This is a genomic window from Runella limosa DSM 17973, assembly GCF_000482465.1.
Taxonomy (GTDB): Bacteria; Bacteroidota; Bacteroidia; order Cytophagales; family Spirosomataceae; genus Runella; species Runella limosa.
Genome location: NZ_KI519420.1, coordinates 178313 through 201391 on the forward strand (window position 1 = coordinate 178313; position 23079 = coordinate 201391).

Here is a 23079-nt window from a genome sequence, read left to right on the forward strand (position 1 = left end):
GCTTTTGTGCCAGCGGTTACACTAACCGCTGGTGGGTTTCTCAAAACCCAATGAAGAGAATGCGGTTTTGAGAAACCTCTGTGTTGGATTTGAGAATCCAACGGCACGGTGGTGCGAGTGTGTCAGCGGTTACGCTAACCGCTGTCGGGTTTCTCAAAACCCAATGAAGAGAATGCGGTTTTTAGAAACCTCCTTACGATATTTATGTACTTTTTATACCCCCTTTTCCGATGACAAATCTCCGAAATAATGTCCTTGAGTACGTAGCGATTTTGCTGTTAGGTTTATTGGCGCGTTGGGTATTTGTGCAAGGATGGATTTCGGGGAACTGGTTTGCTGTATTTGTCATTGTTCTTTCATTAGTGAAAACAAGCTGGTTTGTGCTTGAAAATTCGCAACAGTTGATTCGGGCGACGGCGCAGAATTTACCCTATCACCGTTTTTTGTTTTTGATGGTGACCAACATGAGCCAAATCGCCCTCTCGTATGCCATTGATTTTTACTGTTTGTACCGAGCCAACGCTCAGAGTTTTTCAGGCATTGACCCTGCTTTAGGGCATTACGAATTGATGTTTGAATTTGGCTATTTTAGCGTGCTCAATTTTTCGTTTTTTGGTTATGGAGATATTACTCCTGCGACCATCCCTGCGAAAATTACGGTGCTGACCGAGATAGTTTTAGCATTTTTGACCGTTATTTTTATTCTTTCCGATTTTATTAGCCTGAAAGAATCCCTCCAAAAAAAGAAACAATAACCACTCAAACCCTCACAAATGGAGTCGTTAGTACCCCATGAACCAACGCCCCCCGTCGAACTGCCGCCTAAGTACTACTTGGATTATTTTTTGTTTCTGATTGAGTTTGTTGAAAAGCTCTACGGGGAAATTTTAAACGAATCAGAACAACAATTTCTCACCGATTTTAGGGCGCTGTCGGAAGACGCTCAGTGCCTTTTTGTGCGGTTTAGTAATCGACGAGGGCTTTTTTTTCGAACCAATAAGTTGAAATACAACGAACTAGAGGATATTCCAGCGGCTTTGTACGAACTAGAGGAGCGTGGGTTTATTGAGCCTTTGGACGTAAAACACGCAGCTTATGCCGACGAAATTCTGAATTTGTTTACCAAAGAAGAGTGGATAAAACTGGCACCTCCCACCGAGCTGTCGCTCAAACCCCTCAAAAAGCCCGATTTAATTCGTTTTTTGAGTCATACTTACACCTTCGACTTGTTGATTTCACGCATCAATTCGCCCGATTTACTGGGGGAGCCTGTCGTTAAAGTAGGCTACGAAGTGGAAGTAATGATGCTGAAATTCTTGTTTTTTGGCAACCGTCACGCAGATATGACGGAGTTTGTGGTGAGGGATTTGGGGAAAGTCAACTTCGAACGCTACCGCGACGATGCCTATACCGCACGTTTTGCCACGCGCCAAGACGCGGAAGACAAATTTATGGTGTCGCTTACGGCGCAGCAATTCTACGAATTTCAAGAAGCTGCTACACCTCCCGAAGAAATCTTTGATTGGTTTATGAACTGGCAAGCCTCGCTGCATACGCTCAGTGATGTTGCGCAGGCGGGTTACGTCAAACTGATTAATCGGATGGGGGCTTTCTTGGAACGACAAAAACTACCCGAGCAAGCACTAACAGTGTATCAGTTGACCGATCAAATTCCGTCGCGGGAGCGGCGAGTGCGCCTTTTGCACCGCATGGGTTTTGTGGAAGAAGCGGTGGCGTTGTGCGAAGCGATTGCGCATACCCCCCAAAATGCCGATGAACGTTTTTTTGCCGTCGATTTTCAAGATAAAATCACAAACACTAAAAAGCGGGTCAAAAAAAGTGTGACGCGCTTTTTGCAAGAATCGAGCAGTGTGCAAATCCCGATTAGCTATCGTCATCGCGTAGAGCAAGGGGTGGCTGATTATTTTATAGAAAAAGGATACGGGGCTCTTCATGCCGAAAATTATCCTTGGCGAGGGCTATTTGGGCTTATTTTCTGGGAAATTATTTACGATACCAACGTTCAAGCCATTCACCATCCATTGCAGAGAATGCCTTCGGATTTTTACCAACCCGATTTTTACCGAAAACGAGCTCCCCAAATTCGCGAGCGACTATCGGAGTTGGATACCAACGAAAAAGTGGCGCAGGTCTTAGAAAGTACGTTTATCGAAAAGTTTGGAATCGCCAACGTCCTTGTGGATTGGAACGAGATTTTATTGGAGCTAGTGAAGCTAATTGCTCGTAGCCTCAGCCCGATGCAGTTGCGGGCAATTTTGCTTGAAATGGCGACGAATTTACGAGAAAATACGCGAGGATTTCCTGATTTGATGGTGTGGGGAGAACAGGGGCTCGAACTGGTGGAGGTAAAATCTCCGACCGATCACCTTTCGGCGCAACAGCTTCATTGGATGCACTTCATGGCCGATTTGGGGGTCAATGCGCGGGTACTGCGGGTCGAGTGGCGGGCAGACTTGGAAAGTTTGTAAAGAAAACCTCCCGAAAGTTGTAGAACTTTCGGGAGGTTGAAGATGAAGAACAAATTATTTAATGCGGAACGTCGCATTCATACGGTAGCTGTACTTGATTTTTTCGTATTCAAGTCCACCACCTGATTCGGGTGCAGCATCGGCGGCCATCATCCGTACATTGTATTGTGCTTGTTTGTACATCGGATAGACATTACCTTCTTCCACTTCGTGGATTTCAAGTACTTCTCCTAGTTTTTCACCGATCGATTCTAGCAGATACCCCGCTTTTTCCTTGGCGGCTTTGAGGGCGTTGATTTTTACTTGACGGCGAAACTCTTCTTTCTTCGAATGCTCAACGCGGCTCATGTTGACATATTCTACGCCACGGTCATCGACTTTGGCCATGAGGTCATTGATGTTGTTGGCGTTTGAAAGCTTCAATTGAAATTGTTTGGCGGCCAAAAAGTGCTGAGGCTTTTTCTTGCCCGTCCATTCGCGATACCCAGTTACACCGCTAATCGAAAGGTTTTCTTTGGGTAAACCTGCGCTTTTGACGGCGTCAATCAATTGCTTCTCAAGCGTTTCGAGCGAAATTTTATCTTTTTGATTTTTTTCGTCTTTAAAATACTCTTTCAACGAAATAGTGAAATAAAGCTCGTCGGGTACGATTTCGAGTTCGGCAGTGCCTGTCACCTCGATTTTTTTGATGGGGTCTTTGTCCACGGTAGTAGGTGTTTGAGCAAACATGGATAAGCTTGATGCAAGCAAAACGGCTGTTAATACGAAACGTTTCATGGTTAGTAAAGAAAATTAGATGGTTTTGGGCTAAAAACGTCAAAGTGATGCCCAAATTGTGAATGGTTTTGTTAATGATTCCTAACGCTTCAAGGTAATTTTAGCGGTTTTCTGCACTTCACCCGCCATAAGTCGAGCATAGTAGGTGCCTTCGCTCATGAACTGTACATTGAAGTGAACGGTGTAATTTCCAGCTTCTTGCTGCTTGTTGACAACCAATGCTCCCACCCGCGTTCCGCGCGAATCATACACGTAAAGCGATACCTCGGCAGCTTCGGGTAAGCGGTATCGAATGTTGACTTGTTGGTTGAAAGGATTGGGGAAAATCTGCAGCAACTCATCTGATTCGGTTGAAGCTACAGACGTGCTTTGTGGCTTTGCGGGCGTTTTTGATTCCTCTACAACTTCGTCTTCTTCCTCCTCGTCTTCTTCACTGGCGGCAGCCACGGCCTCCATCGGCTCGTCGGCATTTGGCTCAATCGGCACATTTTTGAGTTGGGTCGCCAACGGCAAAATAACTTTTGCTGGCTCGGGAGAGGTCTCTACCTGTTTAGAGTTGGTTGTTAGACTAATCGCTTCCGTTGGTTGGCTTTCGTTGTGAAGGCGATTAAAGGCACTTACGGTATAATTGTATTTAGTGTTGGATTTTACTTGATTGTCGGTAAAACTAAAGGTCGATGTACCGTCGGTTTTGACTACAATCGTCCGAATCGACTGAGCCGAGCGCAAATCAATCGACGATTGCTGGCTGCTGCGATAGACCACGAAATAACGAGCCTTGTCCCGCTCCGACGTCAACTGATAAGGAAAAGACCACGATAAAGTAATCGTATTATTGTCGTTGAGTTGGGCAGTGAGTTCTTTGGGCGTGGGGGGAGTCGCTTGGGTTTTCCAAGGCATGGCGGGGACAAGAGCAGGGCTTTGATACACCTCTTGGCATAGCGCATCACAAAAACGATTGGGGTTGTTGCGGAGGGTTTTCGCACTGAACATAATGCTGCCGTGTACGTTCTCAAACGAGCGATTGTAACGAACTTGATTGGGTACTTCGAGCGGACGTTTCCAGTGGGGGTCACTATTAACTTTATAGACACCGTGACCAATGTACAGGTGGGGTTCAGAAACATTGTCACTCCACCACGAAACCAATTGAGCGTAATTGGCCGACTTACTTTCCATACTCCAATACACTTGAGGGGCAATGTAGTCCACCCAGCCTTCTTGCACCCATTTGCGAGAATCCGAAAAATTGCCCGAAAAAGCTTCAAAACCGCGCGAGTTAGAGCCTTCGGGCGAGCTACTGCGATTTCGCCAAATGCCAAACGGAGAAACACCAAACTTAATCCAAGGCTTGACCCGACGAATACTGTCAGACACCGTTTTGACGAGCAAATTGACGTTATCGCGCCGCCAATCGGCTTTGTTGGTAAAACCTCGGCTGTAATTTTGGAAAGTCGTTTCGTCGTTGAGGCTTACCTTTGGGACGGGGTAAGGGTAAAAATAGTCGTCGAAATGAATGCCATCAACATCGTACCGACGCACCACGTCCATGACCACACGGGTGACAAAGTTGCGCACTTCGGGGCGGCCTGGGTCGAGAATGCGGAGCGAGCCATACGACAGTAGCACGTCGGGGTGCGTACGGGCGATGTGGTTGGGAGCCAACGAAGCCCGACGAATATCCGTGACCGCGCGATAGGGATTGATCCATGCGTGAATTTCGAGGTTACGTTTGCGACATTCCTGAATGGCAAAGGCGAGAGGGTCATACCCAGGAGATTGGCCTTGCTGCCCCGTTAGCCATTCCGACCACGGCTCGAATTTGCTATCATAAACGGCGTCGCAGGCGTTGCGAATTTGGAAAAAAACGGCATTTAATCCCCGTAACTGAATCAAATCCAATAAGTCGCGGAGTTCTTGCTGCTGCTGCTGGGCCGATAATCCCTTTTGCGAGGGCCAATCGACATTACCTACATTGGCAATCCATACCCCCCGAAACTCACGTTTGGGTTGGGCAAAAAGTGAAAAACTAACTAGCAGTAAAAGAAGTGTATATTTCAAAAATGACATGATTTTCAATGCTCAACGTAGAAAAAACCACTACGAATGAATGGTGATTGGACTCAGACTGATACGATGTAAGAATGAGCCTGCAAAATTAACGCCAATCTCGCACATAATGGTACGTTTGAGTAATAACAAAGTCAGGGAGGGGTGAAAAAATAAACCGAGACCCTTCTCAGAGCCTCGGCGTGGTATGAAGTAAAAGGGGAATAGTAATTAAAACGAAATGGTATTCACCGTAGCCGAGCTCGACGTCGTGGTGGTTGACTTGAGCGTAGCACCTGAGTTAGAATACGTACCGCCTGTGTACAAGCCCCAGCCCGATGAGTTGCCTACAAAGCTGCCGCCTGTATAAGTTCCTCCGAAATAGATTTTATACTGTGTACTCTTTGCCAAACTTGGATTAGAGAAATGGAAGTAGTAGTTGGCGTTTTTAGGTTTAAAGGTGACTATATCTTTGCCTGAAGCATCTTCAATGTGCAATACTGAATTTGCGGCTACCTGCGCACTTGAAGTGATGTACATACTTACTTGCGTAGAACCTGTACTCATGGCTTTGGTCATGCGGGCGTTGGAGCCTCCCGAAATTAGAATACCACCGTTAACCAAGAAATTACCATTGACATCAACTCCTTCTTCGGGCGAACTTGTCGGACCGCCTATGATGGTGGTTCCGCCTGTAATGGTAATGTTTCCGTTACTGTCGATTCCGTCACTTCCTGCGACAATCAATACACCTCCTTTTATGTAGATGTTACTGCCGTCGTTCGATTCTGTGCCGCCAGTAGTGGTTCCCATTGAGGCATTCACCCCGTCGTTGGAAGAGGTTACATTGGTAGTGCCACCCGCAAAAGTGATGGTTTTGGATTCGATACCTTCCGTTGATTTGGTGATATTCACCGTTCCGTCATTGATGGTAATTGAGGTTTCTGATTTGATACCGTCGTCGGTAGCGGCAATGTTTAGTTCTCCGTTGTTCATCACAAACGCACCATCGCTCTTAAAGCCTTTGGCTTCGCTGGTATTTGCGGTATTGTAGGTGTATTTTGTTCCTGTAGCAGAAATGGTGGTTGTGCCGCCACTAATGGTAGCAGTACCATCAACACTAATCCCTTTAGCTCCTGTACCTGTGCTTGTTACGGTCAATGTCCCTCCTTTGATGGCTAGGTTTTTGTCGCAATTGATCCCTGCGGGTGCGGCAATGTCGGCGTCGGCAGTATCGTAGTAGGCAGCTCCTGAGGTCGTGATTTTAACCGTTCCCGAGGTAATTGTTAAGTCTCCTCCTGTTTTGATACCTTTCGATCCTTTTCCCGAAACCGTGAGCGTCACGGCGTCAGTGGTACCGATAGTTGTATAACTTTCACTCTTGATGGCGTTTCCTTTGTCGCCCGTCGTCGTGACCGTAATTTTACCTCCTTTAATCAACACATACGGAGTAATGGTAGCATCGGTACCTTCGTACGAAGCCGTAATACCGTCGTTGACACTATTGATGGTGACAGTTCCGCCATTAATGGCGACATAGCCTTCTTCGGCTTCGATACCGTTGCTGGTCGCAGAAGTAACGGTTAAGCTTCCATTGTCCATCGCAAAATAATCACTGGCATGAATGGCGTCACTTGCTGCTGATTTGACGATGATAGTAGCTTCGCTGAGGTAGATATAATCGTCGGAAACAATGCCGTGTTTGTTATTACCTGTGACGTTCAACGTACCTGTTCCCATAAAACTCAATTGTCCTTCGCTAAAAAACGTCCCTTTTTGGTCTTCTGAACTGGTTGTATAGGTAGCGCCGTCGATAAGGGTGTTGGTACCGATGACATTAATGGTTGCTTTTTTACCAGATTGACTATTGATGGCGGGGCCATTACTGTTGGTAATGCTGACGCTTTTCATGGTAATATTAAACTTATACTCGCTGTAAATCTTGAAACTGCCTTTGGTTGCCGTTCCTGACAACAGATAGACAATTTCTTTGGTGGTATTGGTTGATTTTACGGTAACATCTGCACCACTCGTTGTGACAGTTACACCATCGTTTTGGAAGGCGTTGCTTACCGAAGCGCTGGTACCCGAGTAGGTAATAACGACGGTGTCTTTAGCCGTAGAAGCGGTACTAGACGCGCTGATGGCAATGCTCACAGTTACCGTTTGACCTCCCAAACTCAAATTAAAAACAGCCGTACCCGTCGAAGTAGGTGTTCCCGAAATAGTATAGATCAGTGTTCCCGAGCCGTTGGCCAACGTCCCTGCTGTCAAAGTTGCCGTAAGTCCTTCTACGCCTGTGGAAGAAGCTGTGGATACGTCGTATGCACCACCGTTTCCGCCTGTGTAAGTGAGGGTTACTGTGCCAGTATAAGCTACGCCGTTGGTACCTGTGGCAGGGTTTACAGCACCTGTGAGGGTGGCGACACTTGCTTTGGAAGCAACAACGGGCAAGGCCAACGAACACGATTGCCCACCTAAATCAATGGCAAAGCTGGCCGTTCCTGCGGCCGAAGGAGTTCCCGTAATGACAAAGCTGGCTGTTCCGCTACCGTTGGCTAATGTGCCCGCTGATAAAGTCGCCGTCAGTCCAGTCACTCCCGTCGAAGCAATGGCTGTCCCTTCGGCATACGCAACGCCATTTCCGCCCGTGTATGGAACAGTTGCGGTGGCTGTAAACGAGGCTCCGCTAGTGGCGGAAGCCGAAAAAGTAGCGCTAGAGCAGTTTAATGAGGTGACTTTAGCAGATTCTGCGGCAGTAATTTCTTTGTCTTTACACGCTTGGACAATCAAAATAAATGCCAGAGCAAGCCCTGCTAATAAAAAACGTTTTTGATTCATGGTATCAGATTATAAAAAGAGTATTGGTGTATCAATGTGTGTGCACTTTTGAGATTTACGTAGCTTTTTGGGTTTGCGTTGCATTTTGGGGCTATTTCTTGGGGAATAAAACACAAAAAAGCCGAGACCATTGCGGGCCTCGGCTGAAGGGAGAAGAAAAGTATTTTATTCTATGGCTTCAAGACGGTCTTTGAAATCGGTATCTGGCGAGGTATTTAAAATATCATTTTGATGAATGTAATCCAGTGTATTCCATAGAGAGAAATAATAGGGCAGATTTACATCAATTAAATACTTTGGCATCAGGCTACATTTTTAATGTTCTGAATAACGTAATGTTGTTCCATCAATTGAATAGCAAACGGTTGACACGCTTCTATATCTTCAGGTTCGAGCATAGGGTATTGGTGGAGAAGTTCCTCTTGGGGAGTTCCTGCAAATAAAAATTCTAGAACAGTTTGAACAGTAATACGCATTCCACGAATGATGGGTCGTCCATTGCATATATCTGGATTGATGGCTATGCGTTCGGTAATGTAGGTAGTCATGGATGTTTTGTTTGTTCAAAATTACTGATTTTCGGTGCAATAAAAAAAGCCGAGACCATTGCGGGCCTCGGCTTCTTACGATGGTGAAATGCTAGTTTTCGTCGGGTGAAATATAGCGAGCAGGACGCCACGTATTGTTGCGAGGGTTGACGTCTGGGGTTTTGGAATCTGGGTCAATCGTAACCGATTTAAGTGGCCCTTTGGTTGGGGCTTTAAACGTCCACGAACCACTGCGTTGAAAAACCTCAACAGGGAGTTGAATCCGCGTTTTTTTACCGTTGGTTTCTTCCAATTCTACTACGGCTGGTAAAGCCCACTGTTCTAAGTTTTCAATCGTAATGATTGAGCCTTTGGCGGGGGTTTGTTCTACGTATTGTACTTCTTTGACGGCTTGGTCGAGTTTGTAGTTTTCGTAAAACCAACCTTTCCAAAACCAGCCAAGGTCCTCGCCTGTGCCATCTTCCATGCTGCGGAAGAAATCATACGGAGTGGGGTGTTTGAACGCCCAGCGTTTTACGTATTGTTTGAAAGCATAATCAAAACGATCGCGGCCAACCACGACTTCCCGCAGAATCTTGAGGCCAATCGCAGGTTTGTAATACGCATCCCAGCCAAGGTTTGTGGTTTTGATGACGTCAGGAATGGTGATGATAGGGTCGGCACCGTCGCGGAAAAGGGTCGGAGCAATGTTTTGAATGTCATCCAAACGGTCTTGGTTGTATTCGCCGTCGTTGAATGCCTCGGTAGAGAGCATGTTGATAAACGTGTTGAAACCTTCGTCCATCCACGCAAACTTACGCTCGTTGTTGCCCACAATCATCGGAAACCAAGTATGCCCAAATTCGTGGTCAGTGACGCCCCAAAGCGATTCTTTTTTGTCGTTGTGCGCGCAAAAAACGATGCCAGGGTATTCCATTCCGCCCACAATTCCCGCTACGTTGGTAGCGACGGGGTAGGGATATTCAAGCAAATATTTTGAATAAAACTCTAAGCAGCCTTTCACGTATTCGGTAGAGCGCCCCCAGCTATCGTTGCCTGCACTTTCGACAGGATATACCGACTGTGCCAAGGCAGGTTTACCGCTTGGCAGGTTCATTTTAGCCGCATCCCAAACAAACGACTGCGAAGTGGCCCAAGCCACGTCACGGGCATTGTTACAGCGGAAACGCCAAGTAAGCATACCCTCTTGTTTTGGGCGAGAGTTTTTGTCTTTCACTTCTTTTTCCGTCCGAATCATCACCGTTTTGTCGCTCTTACGGGCTTCTTCGAGGCGCTTCAACTGCTCCGTGGTAAGTACTTCCGTCGGGTTAAGCAGTTCGCCCGAACCTACCACAATGTGGTTCCAAGGTACAGTTACGCTGTATTCATAATTTCCGTAGTCTAGATAAAACTCGCCTGCGCCGAGGTAAGGAAGTACGTTCCACCCTTCGATGTCATCAAATACGCACATACGTGGGTACCACTGGGCCATTTCATACACTATTCCATTGCGCGTGTCTAGTTTTCCCATGCGGTCGGAGGCATACGATGGGATTTTGAATGAATAGGTAACTTTGATTTTTATGACATCTCCTGCTGCTTTGAGCGGCTCTGCCAAACGAATCTGCATTCGAGTGTCGTCGACAATATACTCCGCAGGTAAGGCTTTTCCTTTGCCTTGCAGAATAGTCACCGCAGAGATGATATAGCCACCTTCAAAACCAGCATTCCCATAGCGCCCGCCGCTCAAAGGGGTAGTTTTGCCGCTACGAGAGTTATCATTGAAGGCGTTTTGATCGAGTTGAAGCCAAAGAAAAGGCAGCGTTTCGGGGCTGTTGTTAAGATAGGTGATTTCTACTTCACCGTTGAGCTGATTAGCCGCTTCGTCGAGGGTTACAGCAATTTTGTAATCAGCGTGATTTTGCCAATACCGAGGCCCTGGAGCGCCGCTTCCTGTTCGAAATTCGTTGGCAGGCTGGTAGTTAAACAATGGGTTAAATAATACGTGTGGATCGTATTTGCTGGTGGGGTTTTGGGCTTGCACCAATGCGGCAAGGCTTACCAAAAATAAAAAACAGAGTTGTCGGAACATTTTAGTGAAATTTGCAGAAAAACGAAGGTAAAACAGAATTGTTGTAAAACGTAAAAAAGCGACTTAGAATCCCCAACTTTGGCCCTATTTTCACCCAATCTGAGGTATTCTATGGTTTACTATGTGATTGTATTCCTAATGTGCCCTATGTGTTAAAAGAAAAGAAAGTATTTATGGCATTACAAAAAATACCCGTCAATCTAATCACTGGTTTTTTGGGCGTAGGCAAAACCACAACGCTCCAAAACATCCTGAAACGTAAACCAGCCGATGAGCGCTGGGCCGTTATTATCAACGAATTTGGGGCGGTTTCCATCGACCATACCCCCTTTGCGGGAGCCGATGAAAACGGGCTCGTGGTGAAAGAAGTCGCAGGCGGCTGTATTTGCTGCACGGCTAATTTACCAATGCAAATGACGCTGACGTTGGTGCTACGCCAAATCAAGCCCCATCGGATTTTGATTGAACCTACGGGAATGGGGCACCCAGAGGCTATTCTCGACATGCTTCGGGGAAAATTTTTAAAAGATGTGCTGGACATCCGCGCCACGGTATGTTTGGTTGACCCAAGGCAGTGGAACAATGAAGAATACCGCGAACATGAGACATTCATTGACCAAATTACGCTCTCTGACGTACTGATTGCCAATAAAGTTGACCTTGCGGGCGAAGAATTGACGCGTGAGTTTTTGGAGTGGGCCAAGGAGCTATTTCCGCCGAAGATTCTGATTGGCGCGGTCGAACAGGGCGATGTTGACCCTAATTGGTTGAATATTGAGCCTTTTCCCAATCGCAAAGCTTTGCACCCTCATGCCCATGAGCACGAACACCATCACCATCACGGAGATAATCACGACTTACCTATTCCTGAAGTGGGCAAACCATTGATGAAAGAAAATCACGGGCTAGGACGATATAGCTGCGGTTGGGTATTCTCGCCCGACGAGGTGTTTGATTTACAAAAGTTAAAAGCTTGGGTGACCTCCGTCAAACAGGTTGAGCGAGTAAAAGGAGCGTTTCGGACGGGTGTGGATTGGGTGCTAATCAATGCCGTTCGAGGTGAGTTTTCGATTGAGTATCTGGCCTACCGTCGCGATAGTCGGGTGGAGTGCATAGGTGCCAATCCGTTGCCGTGGAAGACCTTGGAAGAAGGCTTGAAAGGCTGTTTGTTGGAAAAAAAATAGCCCAAAATGAAAAAAAACGTTGGGATAGCAATGGGGGTGAGCACGATTGTATATCTAGCGTATGCAGTCGTGCAGCCTACGTATTCCTACGAATTGCTGGACAAACGTTTTGATGCCCACAAATACGCGGAAAGCTATCGGTATTTTCGGGGCATTACGCCTGATTACCTCTCCTCTTTTCCTTTTAATACCAGAATTTTGAGCTCATGGATGGCAGCACATTTGCCCTTCAATGACCTAAAAACGGATTTTATTTGGCTCAATGGTGCATTTGTCGTGCTGACTGTGGGCTTACTTACGTTGATTTGGCAAAAACTACACCTTCGCCTTTCAGTCATTGGACTGGGATTGTTTTGGCTACTTTTTCATTGGAAAGGACTGGTGCGCATGTACCTGCCCGACCCCGTAACGGCAGATGTGGGAAGCTATTTTTGGTTAACGCTCTTGCTGTTTTTTGGGGTTATAGAAAGTAAAAACAGGCTTTTTGTAGTGATTGTGGCCGTTTTAGGAACGCTACAAAAGGAGTCGTTTATTGCCGTCGTTGGATGTATGACTTTGTGGAATGGGGTGAATGGCGTTGTTTTCAACCAGTCAAAACGTCCCTTTTTTATTGCATTATCAGCGCTATTGGTGGCGTTGTTGGTGTATTACCTAGCTTCGCATTTTTTCCCTCCCCCCACGTCCGATTGGCGAAATAACTCCCTAGTAACATTGCTTCGGGTGGCAAAAAGGTACTTGGTGGAGCCAGAATTATTAGCGCGGATTCCCATTAGCTGGTTATTGGCTTTTGGAACTTTGTGGATAGCCGTCTCACCAAATAAGCATTGCACCTCATTCTCACTCTGCGTCTTCAAGGAGAAAGGCGTTCAAAATCCCCCTCTCCTGCAAGGAGAGGGGGACTCAGGGGGTGAGGTAAATACCCATTTACAAATTCAACTCATTGTATGGCTATTCCTCAGCGTGTTTGGGGGCGGAGACACGAGCCGAATTTTGTTTAATGGAATGCCTTTTGTGCTTACTTACTTGTTGCTAAAATTAAATCAACAGCCTACTTGGGTTACTGGCTACGTGTTCTTGATGTCGCTGCCTTTGATGCGATTGCATGAAGTAGAGCCCGACCTTGGGCGTTTTCCTAGCGAAACCCATCGCTGGTGCGTGGAGTGTTGGACTATGAGCGAAAGTTGGGGCTATGCGGTGTATGCTTTGGCGGTTTTAGCGGGTTATTATTACCTTTTGCGACATTTTAACGTCATTGGCGGTGGTAAAACGCAGGACATACAAGCCCGCAGGTAATTTGCTGGTATCCATGGGGAGCTCGGTCGTGGCTTGTGGAACAACAATGCTGCGGATGAATTGTCCACTGAGGGAAAACAGATCAAGCGTTCCTTTTTCTGGAACTTGGGCGTAAAGGAAGTTGGAAGTAGGGTTTGGATACACAAAAAACTCCAACTCGTTGCCAGTGGGAGTGCCTTTGGGGGAGTTGTTTTTCAAAAAGCGAATTCCTCCCGTATTGCTTCCAATAAGTAGTTCGGGGAGTTGGTCGCCGTTTACATCACCTGCCGCAGGAAACAGCCCCACGCCAATGCGGATAAATTCAGATTTGCTATTAAATGCGTTGAAAATAAGGCTACTATCACTTTTAAGCGTAGCCAGGGTGGTAAAGTTTTGGTAAACACGCAAGCGACCTAGCAAGTCTCCCATGATAAGCTCAGGTTTTTGGTCAGCATTTAGGTCAGCCACGACCATGCCCTGCGCGCGGCGTTCAAAATCAACGTCAATTCCGCCAAAAGCTTCACTTTTAAGTTCGTAGATGGGGGATACCGTACTCCCCACATTTTGGTGAAACTCCACGTTTCCTGAATTTTTACTGACCAATACGTCTAATTTTCCGTCTTTGTCAATGTCGTAGTAGAGTAAATTCTCTCCGTTGGTAAAATTCTTAGGAAGCGGCATTTTGGCGATTCGACTCGTATCTAGCCGCATTGCTTGTCCACGGGGGGCGAGATTAGGCAGGTAGCGAATGTCCATTCCCCTGAAAGTATTGGCCCAAAAGCCCAAATCAGTGGTGCCATCGCCGTTCAAATCCGCAAAAAAAGGTTTGACATTGACCAAACTCACGTTTTCTTTTTTAAAAAGCTGGGCGCTCAACCCGAGAAAGTCCTCATTGATAAATTCAAAGGCTGCTTGGGTGGCGTTACCTGTATTTTGGAAAAACGCAATGCCCGCCCGATAGCCATCAGTGGCGCGTAAACCACCGTAGCCTGCGATTAAATCTAAGTCACCATCACCGTCAATATCCACTAGGGCAGGGGTGGCGTTTTCCCCCAAATCAATCATCCCGTCTTGGAGAAAATCCATTTGACGATAGGTAAACTTGGGGTTGGTAGTGGTTCCTTCGTTTTTATACAGCCAGTTGGATTTCCGTAAATTGAGCAATGGGTTGGTGGCAATGTCGGTACTGCTGGGGCTGGCAATCAGGTCCTTTTGGCCGTCGCCGTCGATGTCTTCCAAATAAGGAGAAGGAAAAACGGGGAAACTGATGGGGTTGACGGTTGGAAAAGAAGCTTGGGCACTTCCAATGAGTGCCGCCATGCCGTTTCCCCCTACGTTGGTCAGCATCACAATGTTGTCACAAGCAACGTGGCCGTGCAGTACGTCTTTTTTGCCGTCTCCGTTGAGGTCGCCTACCCAGAGGGTGTTTCCTGCGTGGGCAATGCGCGCGTTTGAGGGATTTTGAAGGGTGACGTCGATAGGTGGAAGGTTGAAAAGGTATTGGTCACAAAAGGAGGTGGCGCTGAAACGCCCCCAATTGTTAGTCGTTTTCTTAAAAATAAACGGATTCGTACTTTTTTGTTCTTTGCTAAAATTTTGGTGTAATTCCACCGACGTTCCCGTAAAATCGAAAGTAAGAATATCAATGTCGCCGTCGTCGTCAATGTCAGTAATGGCAGGTAAGTCGGTGGGCTGAACGTATAAATTTATATTCCCCGAAAAGCCTTGGGTGAGAATCGGGTCAGCAATGAGGGACCACGAAAAGCCGTTGGAAGTGGCCACGTTTCTGAAAACCCGAATACCACCGTTGGTGCTGGTAAAAAGGTCTTTACGGCCATCTTGGTCAAAATCAACTAGCAACATCCAATGAAGCATGTCAGCGGGGAAGCGCGTTTCGTATTCGGGAGCGTGTTTCCATTGAAGCCCAGTCGCTTGCGGTACGGCCAAAAAAGTGTTGATGGAATGGCTTGAACGTTCAAAAACTACCAAATCTTCGACCCCATCGTCGTTGAGGTGCATCTTAGAAAACTGAGCATTGTTTAGCCCACCTACCCAAGGGTTAAGAAGCTTTTTGCCCTGAATCGTCACGGGAACAGTATTATCCCACTGAAAAGAAAACGACTGAGCCAACGCCGTGAAAGTCGTGCATACCCCTAAAACAATTCCCGCCAAACCGCGACAAGCGAAGGAATAGGCGAGTGATGTGGTGAAATTTGGTAGCAGAAGCTTCATTCGTTGTTCAATTTTTCTTGGCTAAAATCGTTACACAACAAAAAACGTTTTTATGGCTCAAAAAGTGTTACGCAAGCTCTTACTCAACGGACTTTTCATTCATTTTGTTTGGGGATTGTCAACGGCATGTGCCCAGCAAAAGTATCATAATCTGGTGCTTGAAGGCGGAGGAATACGAGGAATAGCTTATTGTGGAGCGCTGCAAGAATTGGAACAAAGAGGGATACTGCACAATATTCGTCGCATTGGCGGAACATCGGCGGGAGCGATTCAAGCGTCATTGTTGTCGGTAGGTTATTCGGCAGCGGAGCTAACGGACTTAGTTTCTGAGATGAAAGTGGAATCGTTCAACGACGGTCAATATATTTTTGTGGGAGGAACCCAGCGATTGGTGGAGCGTTTTGGCTGGTACCGAGGTGATGCCTTTCGACGCTGGATTGGTGAAAAAATCGAGATCAGAACGGGGAATTCGGGGCTGACTTTTGGGGAACTTCACGAACTTGCCCAACGCGACAGTTGTCTCAAAGACTTGTACGTGACGGTGACCAACCTTACGCAGCAAAAACCGATGGTGCTGTCGTACGAAAACTTTCCCAACCTTGCCGTTGCGGATGCAGTACGGGCGTCGATGTCGATTCCTTTGTACTACTGCGCGGTGTTTATGGACAGCACGGGGCGTTTTTATTCGCGCCCTCCGCGTACGGTTCCCGCCGACGTGCTGGTGGACGGTGGGTTGTTGCTCAATTATCCGATTGGTTTGTTTGACCAAAACCGCTTTTTGAGTCAGCCGCAGCCCCAATTATCGCCCGATGCCTACGTTTTTAACCACGAAACCCTCGGTTTACGCCTCGAAAGCGCCGAACAAATCAAGGCCGACGCCCAGAACTTTGGGTTAGCGCCTTACCCCATTCGCAGTTTTAAAACCTACATGGGGGCGTTTTATAACCTTGTTTCGGAAGCCGCCAATCGGGCTAGTTTTCGCCCTGAAGATTTAAAACGAACGATTTCAATTGATTTTCAAAGCATTGGGGTAAAAGTTCGGAAACTTTCTTTGTTGGAAAGAAACACTTTGATTGAAAGCGGGAAAAAAGGTGTTTGTGATTTTTGTAAACCAACCGCCATCACCTCAGAGAATTGACATCAACTCATTCAAATGCTGTACATCGTAGGTGGGTTGTTGCTCAAATTTTAGGCTTTTGGGATTATAGAAAGCGGCATCAATTCCAAAGCGGAGCGCTCCCATGATGTCAGCTTCCCAGTTATCGCCAATCATCAAACTTTCTTCAGGGCGGGCGTTGGCGGAGCGAAGTGCAAACTCAAAAATCTGGGCATCAGGCTTTTTAGCACCTGCTTTTTCGTTGGTAATGACGTGTTCAAAATACTGCTGAATGCCTGAACTCGCCATTTTGGAGGCTTGAATCGAATCAAAGCCGTTGGTGACGATATGAAGTTGGTAGTTTTTGTTGGCACAATAGTCCAACAACTCAACGGCACCGTCTAGCAGGTGTGATTTTTGGGGTAAAAGTCGCAAATATTCTTCGCCCATGTCTTTCCCAATGGCAAGGTTATCTACTTCTAATGTCTCAAAGACCAACCGAAAACGATTTTCGCGGATATAGCCGTGGGCAATTTTACCACGGTCAAAATCAGCCCAAAGTTGGGTATTGATCTCAATAAACGTTTTGACAAAGTCGCCTAATGACAAAATGCCGTGGGAATTAAGTTGAAAATTATGGTAAATTTCAGAAAGAGATTCCGCTGAGTTGCGTTCAAAATCCCATAAAGTGTGGTCGAGGTCGAAAAAAAGATGTTTGTAAGCAGGCATTGTGGACAGCTAGATTGCTATTTTTTCCAAAACTACGAAAATCAACGTTACTTTGTTTTATGAACACTTCACTCATTCTTTCTGATATTTACATTTATCCCGTCAAATCATTGGGTGCGATTCGGGTTTCGCAGGCCGAAGTCGAAGAACGGGGCTTACGCTTTGACCGCCGTTGGGTGGTGATTGATGACACCAATCGCTTTGTGACACAGCGTCAACATCCGACCATGGCGTTAATTGAGGTAACCTTGACTGACAATGGCTTGGACCTTCGACATCGCACGCGCGACTTGGGGGTCTTAACGGTACCTGCACTTCCCGAAACCTTCGATTTGGTGCCTGTGACTGTTTGGGACGATACCATCGAAGCCGTGGTGGTCAACGATGCCTGTAATCGCTGGCTGACGGAGGCGTTGGGTTTTTCGGTGCGTTTAATGTATTTGCCTGATACTTCACCGCGTTTGGCCGACCCAGATTACGCCCCTTTCGACGTCAACGTAAGCTTTGCCGATGGCTTTCCTTTTTTGTTGATTGGCCAATCTTCGTTAGATGATTTAAACACTCGACTGCCCGACGCAGTTTCTATGGTACGCTTTCGCCCAAACTTTGTTTTTGAAGGAGGCGAGCCTTACGACGAAGACCAATGGTACGAGTTTACGATAGGAGGAATCCGCTTTTATGGCGTAAAACCTTGTGCGCGCTGTGTCCTGACCACGGTTGACCCAGAAAAAGGGGAAATTTCGGGTAAAGAACCTTTGCGTACGTTGTCCACTTATCGAAAAAGAAACAATAAGATTTTCTTTGGCCAAAATGTAGTTACGCAAGAATCGGGACGAATTAAGGTGGGAGACGAAGTCGTGGTCGTGAGTCGGAAGGTGCGTTATACAATGAGTGAAGGAATTTAACTAACCAACGGACAAGACATCCGTAGCACAAATGAAAACAGCAGCGGTCATTGGCGCAGGAATTGCAGGGATTGCCACCAGCATTCGGCTAGCCAATAAGGGATATGAGGTACACGTTTTTGAGGCCAATACCTATCCAGGAGGTAAACTTTCGAGTTTTGAGTTAAACGGTTATCGTTTCGACGCGGGGCCATCGTTGTTTACCATGCCGCAGTTGGTCGATGAGCTTTTTCGTTTGTCGGGCAAAGACCCCAAAGCCTATTTTGATTATATTCGGCTAGAAGAAGTGTGTCGGTATTTTTGGGACGACGGGGTTCGGCTAACGGCCCATGCCGACCAGGAAAAGTTTGCGCAAGAACTTGAACAAACACTAGGGGTGCCTGCCAAAGACGTGTTGGAACATCTAGACGACAGCGCCCTAAAATATGATGTGACCGAGAAGCTGTTTTTACACCGTTCGTTGCATAAATTGGGCACGTATTTTAACCGAGATGCGCTCAAAGGTTACGCGAATTTGCACCGTTTGGACGCTTTTACCACCATGAACCGCGCCAACGAACGACGGTTCTCTAATCCACGGGTGGTGCAATTGTTCAACCGCTACGCTACCTACAACGGCTCTAATCCTTACGAAACTCCCGCGACGATGAACATCATCCCGCATTTGGAGTATAATATTGGGGCGTTTTTTCCAAAAAAAGGAATGGTGGGCATCACCGATAGTTTGGTGAAATTAGCGCAGGATTTGAGCGTAACGTTTCATTTTGGAACGAAAGTAACCAACATCTTAACGGAAGAAAATCACGTAAAAGGTTTACAGCTAGTTAGTAACGGAAAAGTAGAAGAGCGAACCTTCGATGTCGTCGTTTCTAACATGGACGTAGTGAATACTTTTCGGAAATTACTACCCAACGCGCGCCAACCTGAACGTATCCTGCGTCAACCCAAATCAAGTTCGGCCCTGATTTTTTATTGGGGGGTAAAAAAACAATTTAACGAATTGGAACTTCATAACATCTTCTTTTCCAACGATTACCGTACCGAATTTGAGCATTTATTTCAAAAGAAAACCATTTATTCCGACCCGACCGTTTACATCAATATTACTTCCAAATATAAACCTGACGACGCGCCAGCAGGGGGAGAAAACTGGTTTGTGATGGTGAATGCCCCCAATAACGAGGGTCAGGATTGGGATGCTCTCATTGCCCAAACGCGGGAAGCAATTGTGCATAAATTGAGCCATAATTTAGGCGTCAACTTGGCTGAATTGGTTGAATGTGAGGCGATTTTAGACCCGCGCACCATCGAATCTAAGACGTCAAGCTCGCAGGGAGCACTGTATGGCAATAGCTCCAACAATCGCTTTGCGGCTTTTCTTCGTCATGCTAATTTTTCTCGTCAGTTCAAAAACCTTTACTTTGTAGGAGGAAGCGTACACCCTGGAGGCGGGATTCCGCTGGCAATTTTGTCGGCTAAAATTGCGACCGCCGAACTTTGACAAAGTTTAGGAAAAGGGGTATTTAGGCGCGATTTTTGTAATTAATCCTTGAATCTGATACCCTTTTTGAAAAGTAACTTGGACAGGAAGAAACGTGTGTTTGGGCAGACTACCTTGTGGGCCGTGATGGGGGTTTTGGTAGTGGGAGCAAGTTTTGCGCAACAAGTGCCTCATTATTCGCAGTATTTACAAAATCATTTTCTCATCAACCCTGCCGTAGCTGGAATTGAAAGCTATGCCGACGCCCGAGTGGGCTATCGACAGCAGTGGGGTGGGCTCGAAGACGCGCCTCGAACGTTTTATTTGACGGCTCATCTGCCTTGGGGCAATCCTGATTTTAGAGTAGAACCTCCTTCTTCTCCTCGTTTTCGTTTTGGGCGAGAAAGGTATTCATCGCAGCCCGATGCTCATGCGGGGATGGGACTGACGGTGGTACGAGATCAAACGGGGCCGTGGACGCGGTTTTCGTTGGGAGTTTCGGGGGCGTATCATTATCCGATCAATGACGAATGGCAAGTAAGCGCGGGGCTAACGGCAGGGCTCAGTCAGCATACGCTTGATTTTGACCAACTTCGGTTGGCAAACCCACAAGACCCGTTGGTGTCATCGGGAAAATTATCCGTCATTCGTCCCGACCTAAACGCGGGCGTTTGGGTGTATTCGACCGATTTTTTTGGTGGGTTTTCGGTAAACCAACTTTGGCCTTCAACGCTCTCGTTTAAAAACAGTAGCAGCAATTGGCAGGGGAAGGTCGTTCCTCACTTTTTTCTGACGGCTGGGTATCGGTTGCCGTTGGTAGAAGACTGGGATTTTACCCCTTCTATTTTGTTGAAAAAAGCACCTAGTGCGCCGCTATCTTGGGATTTGAATTTAAAAATAAGCTATTCTTCCGATTGGTGGTTTGGGGCTTCATACCGCCAATTAGAGTCTTTTACGGCCTTTTTTGGGGCAAAAGTGGCGCAGCAACTGCGGGTAAATTATACCTACGAATACCCTATATCGTCCTTACAAGTAGCTACGCGCGGTTCGCACGAAATCACGTTGGGAGTAACCCTAGGCTCACGAAGTCACTATACTTCTTCGCGCACGTTTTGGTAGCAAAATCACTCCTTTTGATAAAAATCTTGGAGGCGCTTCCGCAGCCGAGATGCCAATGACTTGCTCATATCTTGAAAAAAATCATTATCCGAAGGTGGAAAAAGGTTTTTGGAGGTAGTCAGCACTTTGCCGTTCAAGGCCCGCGTGTCTCCGCTAAACTCATGCCATTCTTCGGCCCAATCGGCGCTATCGTTGATATAATCAGAATGAAGTGGGCGCTCTGTGTCCAAATCAATGATTCTGAACTCTAACCGACAACTCGCCGACAACTCCCTACGGTGCGTAGTGAGGTTTCCTTTTACCTTTTCCATCACGTCCACTTCAGTGGTATCATTGATTTTTTTGGTGCCTACTTTGTACGTTTCGTTACTTTCAACGGTCGTGGAGCTCGACGACAAAGTTTCGCTTTGGGAGCTGTATTTGGTAAAACTAAGTTGAATCAAATGGTGAGGCGGAATGCTGTCGTAACGAGCAAGGGCAGGAGGGTAAAAGCGGACCAATTCGTGCGGTTGGCGACTATCAAACAGAGCATCAGCTAGTTTGTCTTCTAAATACTCGTAGTTATTTTGGGAAAGTGAATGGACATCCTTAAAAGGTTCAATCACCACCCGCAGAGTAGCGTATTCTTTGGCCAACGGCAGTAATTTATCCACGTCTTTATACGACGACCGCAGTTGTTTTACTTTTTTAAAATGAGCAAAAGCTTCTTTGCAGGCTTGGCGGTTGCCTTGTTGCTTAAACGCCAGAATACCTGCTTCGTAGCGTTCGGCGGCGGCGAGGTCGCGTACCTGTTCTATGCTTTCGGTGTAGGGTCGAGGCAAGGGCTGAATCAGCGAACGACACGCCGCACACTTCGAAAACTGTTGAAAGTTTTGTTGTAAACGCTGGTATTGGTATAAGACATCTTCCCATTTAAAGGGTTGATTGTTCCTGATTTGAAGCTGTATGTTTTCTTGGTGAATACGTTCCTGCGCTTGGTAGGCAGCAATGAAGACCTTTGCCGCTTTGGTATGCGAAGGTTGTTGGGTCAGGCGGTACGACGATTGCTTAATGGCAAGGTCGAGTCTTCCTTTTTTGAGGGCCGTTTCGCCCGTAGCGCATCGGACAAAAAGCGAAGCAATTACTAGCAAAAGTAAAGAAGTGGTTTTCATAACTATTCATGGCTTGTTAGTTCAAAAATAACGAAATTTTTGGAGGTCTGTCAACCATTCATCCCAAAAGGTTGTTGGTAATGGAAGTTGACACTCAAAAAACTTTTTTGTTTTGTATGAAAGCCGCTATTCTTCCAGAAATCAAACAAGCCGTTACGGTTCAAGAAGTTGAAAAACCAAGCGCGGGCACGGGCGAAGTGCTTGTGCAAATTAAAGCCGCCGCCCTCAATCACCGCGATGTTTTTATTCAACAAGGGCTGTATCCAGGGATTAAACTCCCCGCCATTTTAGGTTCTGACGGTGCGGGTACGGTGGTAGAAGTAGGAGAAGGAGTTTCGGAAGAATGGTTGGGTAAAGATGTCATTATTAATCCGTCGCACAATTGGGGGGGAAATCCTGCCTTTTATAGCAAAAGCTTTAAAATTTTGGGAATGCCCGACAACGGAACGTTTGCCGAATACCTTAAAGTAGAAGCAAAATACCTCGTCACAAAACCTACCCATTTGTCGTACGAAGCCGCAGCGGCAGTCCCATTGGCTGGCTTGACGGGCTGGCGGGCGCTCATGTCGCGCGCAGGGATGAAAGCGGGTGATCGGGTACTGGTAACGGGGATTGGAGGCGGAGTGGCGTTGTTTGTGCTTCAGTTTGCCGTAGCGGCGGGCGCCGAAGTATGGGTAACGTCAGGTTCGGACGAAAAAATTGCCAAGGCCATTGCGTTGGGAGCCAAAGGTGGCGTAAATTACAAAGATGCCAACTGGGCCAAAAACCTAATCGCCGCCACAGGGGGCGACCGTAGTGGGTACTTCAACGTCATCATCGACAGCGCAGGCGGGGCAAGTTTTGCCAAATTGATAGATGTTGCCACGGCAGGAGCAAGTATTTGTTTTTTTGGTGGAACTACGGGAAATATTACCGACATCGTGCCTGGAAAAGTATTTTTTAAACAACTCAATATTTATGGGTCAACGATGGGCACCGAGGCGGAGTTTGCCGATATGGTCAATTTCCTAGCGGAGCACAAAATTGAGCCTATTGTTGATAAAGCATTTGCGTTGGAAGAGATTGAAACAGCCTTACAACACATGGATAGCGGTGCCCAATTTGGGAAGATTGTCCTGAAAGTTGGATGATTGCCC

Annotated in this window: 17 protein-coding genes; 9 read left to right on the forward strand and 8 right to left on the reverse strand. The window is 46.7% G+C overall.

The features are described 5' to 3' along the window. The first annotated feature begins 230 nt into the window (after positions 1 to 230). Both K339_RS0110645 and K339_RS0110650 read left to right on the forward strand, forming a co-directional pair. Positions 231 to 755 (forward strand): ion channel, encoded by a 525-nt coding sequence (locus tag K339_RS0110645; protein WP_028523560.1) that lies wholly within the window; start codon positions 231 to 233, stop codon positions 753 to 755. 18 nt (positions 756 to 773) lie between these two features. Beyond that, on the forward strand, positions 774 to 2489 hold the full coding sequence (locus K339_RS0110650) for a VRR-NUC domain-containing protein (RefSeq protein ID WP_051397937.1): 1716 nt from the start codon (positions 774 to 776) through the stop codon (positions 2487 to 2489). Between the two features lie 54 nt (positions 2490 to 2543). On the opposite strand, the gene K339_RS0110655 is transcribed toward K339_RS0110650, so the two are convergent. The 5 genes from K339_RS0110655 to K339_RS0110675 all read right to left on the reverse strand — a co-directional run bounded on the left by K339_RS0110655 (position 2544) and on the right by K339_RS0110675 (position 10775). Beyond that, on the reverse strand, positions 2544 to 3266 hold the full coding sequence (locus K339_RS0110655; protein WP_028523562.1) for an SIMPL domain-containing protein: 723 nt from the start codon (positions 3264 to 3266) through the stop codon (positions 2544 to 2546). Between the two features lie 81 nt (positions 3267 to 3347). Next, positions 3348 to 5336: a family 10 glycosylhydrolase gene (locus K339_RS33350; RefSeq protein ID WP_051397938.1), complete on the reverse strand. Its 1989-nt coding sequence runs from the start codon at positions 5334 to 5336 to the stop codon at positions 3348 to 3350. A 210-nt stretch (positions 5337 to 5546) separates the two neighbouring features. Further along, entirely contained in the window at positions 5547 to 8156 is a 2610-nt protein-coding gene (locus tag K339_RS33355; RefSeq protein ID WP_051397939.1) for a carbohydrate-binding domain-containing protein, read from the reverse strand. A 302-nt stretch (positions 8157 to 8458) separates the two neighbouring features. After that, the gene (locus K339_RS0110670) at positions 8459 to 8704 is read right to left on the reverse strand and encodes a DUF433 domain-containing protein (protein ID WP_028523563.1); all 246 of its coding nucleotides are present in this window, start codon (positions 8702 to 8704) and stop codon (positions 8459 to 8461) included. 91 nt (positions 8705 to 8795) lie between these two features. Continuing rightward, positions 8796 to 10775, reverse strand: coding sequence for a M1 family metallopeptidase (locus K339_RS0110675; protein ID WP_028523564.1), 1980 nt, complete (start codon positions 10773 to 10775; stop codon positions 8796 to 8798). A 173-nt stretch (positions 10776 to 10948) separates the two neighbouring features. On the opposite strand from K339_RS0110675, the gene K339_RS0110680 reads away from it, so the two are divergent. Then, complete coding sequence (locus K339_RS0110680) at positions 10949 to 11959, forward strand: CobW family GTP-binding protein (protein ID WP_028523565.1); 1011 nt, start codon at positions 10949 to 10951, stop codon at positions 11957 to 11959. A gap of 6 nt (positions 11960 to 11965) precedes the next feature. Continuing rightward, positions 11966 to 13252 carry a hypothetical protein gene (locus K339_RS0110685; protein WP_028523566.1) on the forward strand — a complete coding sequence of 429 codons (1287 nt, stop codon included), beginning with the start codon at positions 11966 to 11968 and terminating at the stop codon, positions 13250 to 13252. Here K339_RS0110685 and K339_RS0110690 read toward each other — a convergent pair. Beyond that, positions 13172 to 15463: a T9SS type A sorting domain-containing protein gene (locus K339_RS0110690; protein ID WP_051397940.1), complete on the reverse strand. Its 2292-nt coding sequence runs from the start codon at positions 15461 to 15463 to the stop codon at positions 13172 to 13174. The genes K339_RS0110685 and K339_RS0110690 overlap by 81 nt on opposite strands. Positions 15464 to 15515: 52 nt before the next feature. Between K339_RS0110690 and K339_RS33360 the strand changes: the two genes are divergently transcribed. Further along, the gene (locus K339_RS33360) at positions 15516 to 16601 is read left to right on the forward strand and encodes a patatin-like phospholipase family protein (protein ID WP_051397941.1); all 1086 of its coding nucleotides are present in this window, start codon (positions 15516 to 15518) and stop codon (positions 16599 to 16601) included. On the opposite strand, the gene K339_RS0110700 is transcribed toward K339_RS33360, so the two are convergent. Further along, positions 16590 to 17288: a YjjG family noncanonical pyrimidine nucleotidase gene (locus K339_RS0110700; protein WP_028523568.1), complete on the reverse strand. Its 699-nt coding sequence runs from the start codon at positions 17286 to 17288 to the stop codon at positions 16590 to 16592. The two genes, K339_RS33360 and K339_RS0110700, sit on opposite strands and share 12 nt — an antisense overlap. A gap of 59 nt (positions 17289 to 17347) precedes the next feature. Here K339_RS0110700 and K339_RS0110705 point away from each other — a divergent pair, with 59 nt between their 5' ends. From K339_RS0110705 to K339_RS33365, 3 genes are all read left to right on the forward strand, one after another. Next, the gene (locus K339_RS0110705; RefSeq protein WP_028523569.1) at positions 17348 to 18193 is read left to right on the forward strand and encodes an MOSC domain-containing protein; all 846 of its coding nucleotides are present in this window, start codon (positions 17348 to 17350) and stop codon (positions 18191 to 18193) included. Positions 18194 to 18224: 31 nt separating this feature from the next. Then, positions 18225 to 19694, forward strand: coding sequence for a 1-hydroxycarotenoid 3,4-desaturase CrtD (gene crtD / locus K339_RS0110710; protein WP_028523570.1), 1470 nt, complete (start codon positions 18225 to 18227; stop codon positions 19692 to 19694). A 66-nt stretch (positions 19695 to 19760) separates the two neighbouring features. Beyond that, positions 19761 to 20792: a PorP/SprF family type IX secretion system membrane protein gene (locus K339_RS33365; protein ID WP_157607556.1), complete on the forward strand. Its 1032-nt coding sequence runs from the start codon at positions 19761 to 19763 to the stop codon at positions 20790 to 20792. 5 nt (positions 20793 to 20797) lie between these two features. Here the strand turns inward: K339_RS33365 and K339_RS0110720 are convergent, their stop codons facing one another. Then, positions 20798 to 21943 (reverse strand): hypothetical protein, encoded by a 1146-nt coding sequence (locus K339_RS0110720; RefSeq protein ID WP_028523571.1) that lies wholly within the window; start codon positions 21941 to 21943, stop codon positions 20798 to 20800. Between the two features lie 116 nt (positions 21944 to 22059). On the opposite strand from K339_RS0110720, the gene K339_RS0110725 reads away from it, so the two are divergent. Beyond that, entirely contained in the window at positions 22060 to 23073 is a 1014-nt protein-coding gene (locus K339_RS0110725) for a quinone oxidoreductase family protein (RefSeq protein ID WP_028523572.1), read from the forward strand. Positions 23074 to 23079: the final 6 nt, after the last annotated feature.

Bases quoted from the DNA above. Each gene is read 5' to 3' on its own strand.
- K339_RS0110645 (WP_028523560.1), top strand. From the start codon at position 231: ATGACAAATCTCCGAAATAATGTCCTTGAGTACGTAGCGATTTTGCTG.
- K339_RS0110650 (WP_051397937.1), top strand. From the start codon at position 774: ATGGAGTCGTTAGTACCCCATGAACCAACGCCCCCCGTCGAACTGCCG.
- K339_RS0110655 (WP_028523562.1), bottom strand. From the start codon at position 3,266: ATGAAACGTTTCGTATTAACAGCCGTTTTGCTTGCATCAAGCTTATCC.
- K339_RS33350 (WP_051397938.1), bottom strand. From the start codon at position 5,336: ATGTCATTTTTGAAATATACACTTCTTTTACTGCTAGTTAGTTTTTCA.
- K339_RS33355 (WP_051397939.1), bottom strand. From the start codon at position 8,156: ATGAATCAAAAACGTTTTTTATTAGCAGGGCTTGCTCTGGCATTTATT.
- K339_RS0110670 (WP_028523563.1), bottom strand. From the start codon at position 8,704: ATGACTACCTACATTACCGAACGCATAGCCATCAATCCAGATATATGC.
- K339_RS0110675 (WP_028523564.1), bottom strand. From the start codon at position 10,775: ATGTTCCGACAACTCTGTTTTTTATTTTTGGTAAGCCTTGCCGCATTG.
- K339_RS0110680 (WP_028523565.1), top strand. From the start codon at position 10,949: ATGGCATTACAAAAAATACCCGTCAATCTAATCACTGGTTTTTTGGGC.
- K339_RS0110685 (WP_028523566.1), top strand. From the start codon at position 11,966: ATGAAAAAAAACGTTGGGATAGCAATGGGGGTGAGCACGATTGTATAT.
- K339_RS0110690 (WP_051397940.1), bottom strand. From the start codon at position 15,463: ATGAAGCTTCTGCTACCAAATTTCACCACATCACTCGCCTATTCCTTC.
- K339_RS33360 (WP_051397941.1), top strand. From the start codon at position 15,516: ATGGCTCAAAAAGTGTTACGCAAGCTCTTACTCAACGGACTTTTCATT.
- K339_RS0110700 (WP_028523568.1), bottom strand. From the start codon at position 17,288: ATGCCTGCTTACAAACATCTTTTTTTCGACCTCGACCACACTTTATGG.
- K339_RS0110705 (WP_028523569.1), top strand. From the start codon at position 17,348: ATGAACACTTCACTCATTCTTTCTGATATTTACATTTATCCCGTCAAA.
- crtD (WP_028523570.1), top strand. From the start codon at position 18,225: ATGAAAACAGCAGCGGTCATTGGCGCAGGAATTGCAGGGATTGCCACC.
- K339_RS0110720 (WP_028523571.1), bottom strand. From the start codon at position 21,943: ATGAAAACCACTTCTTTACTTTTGCTAGTAATTGCTTCGCTTTTTGTC.
- K339_RS0110725 (WP_028523572.1), top strand. From the start codon at position 22,060: ATGAAAGCCGCTATTCTTCCAGAAATCAAACAAGCCGTTACGGTTCAA.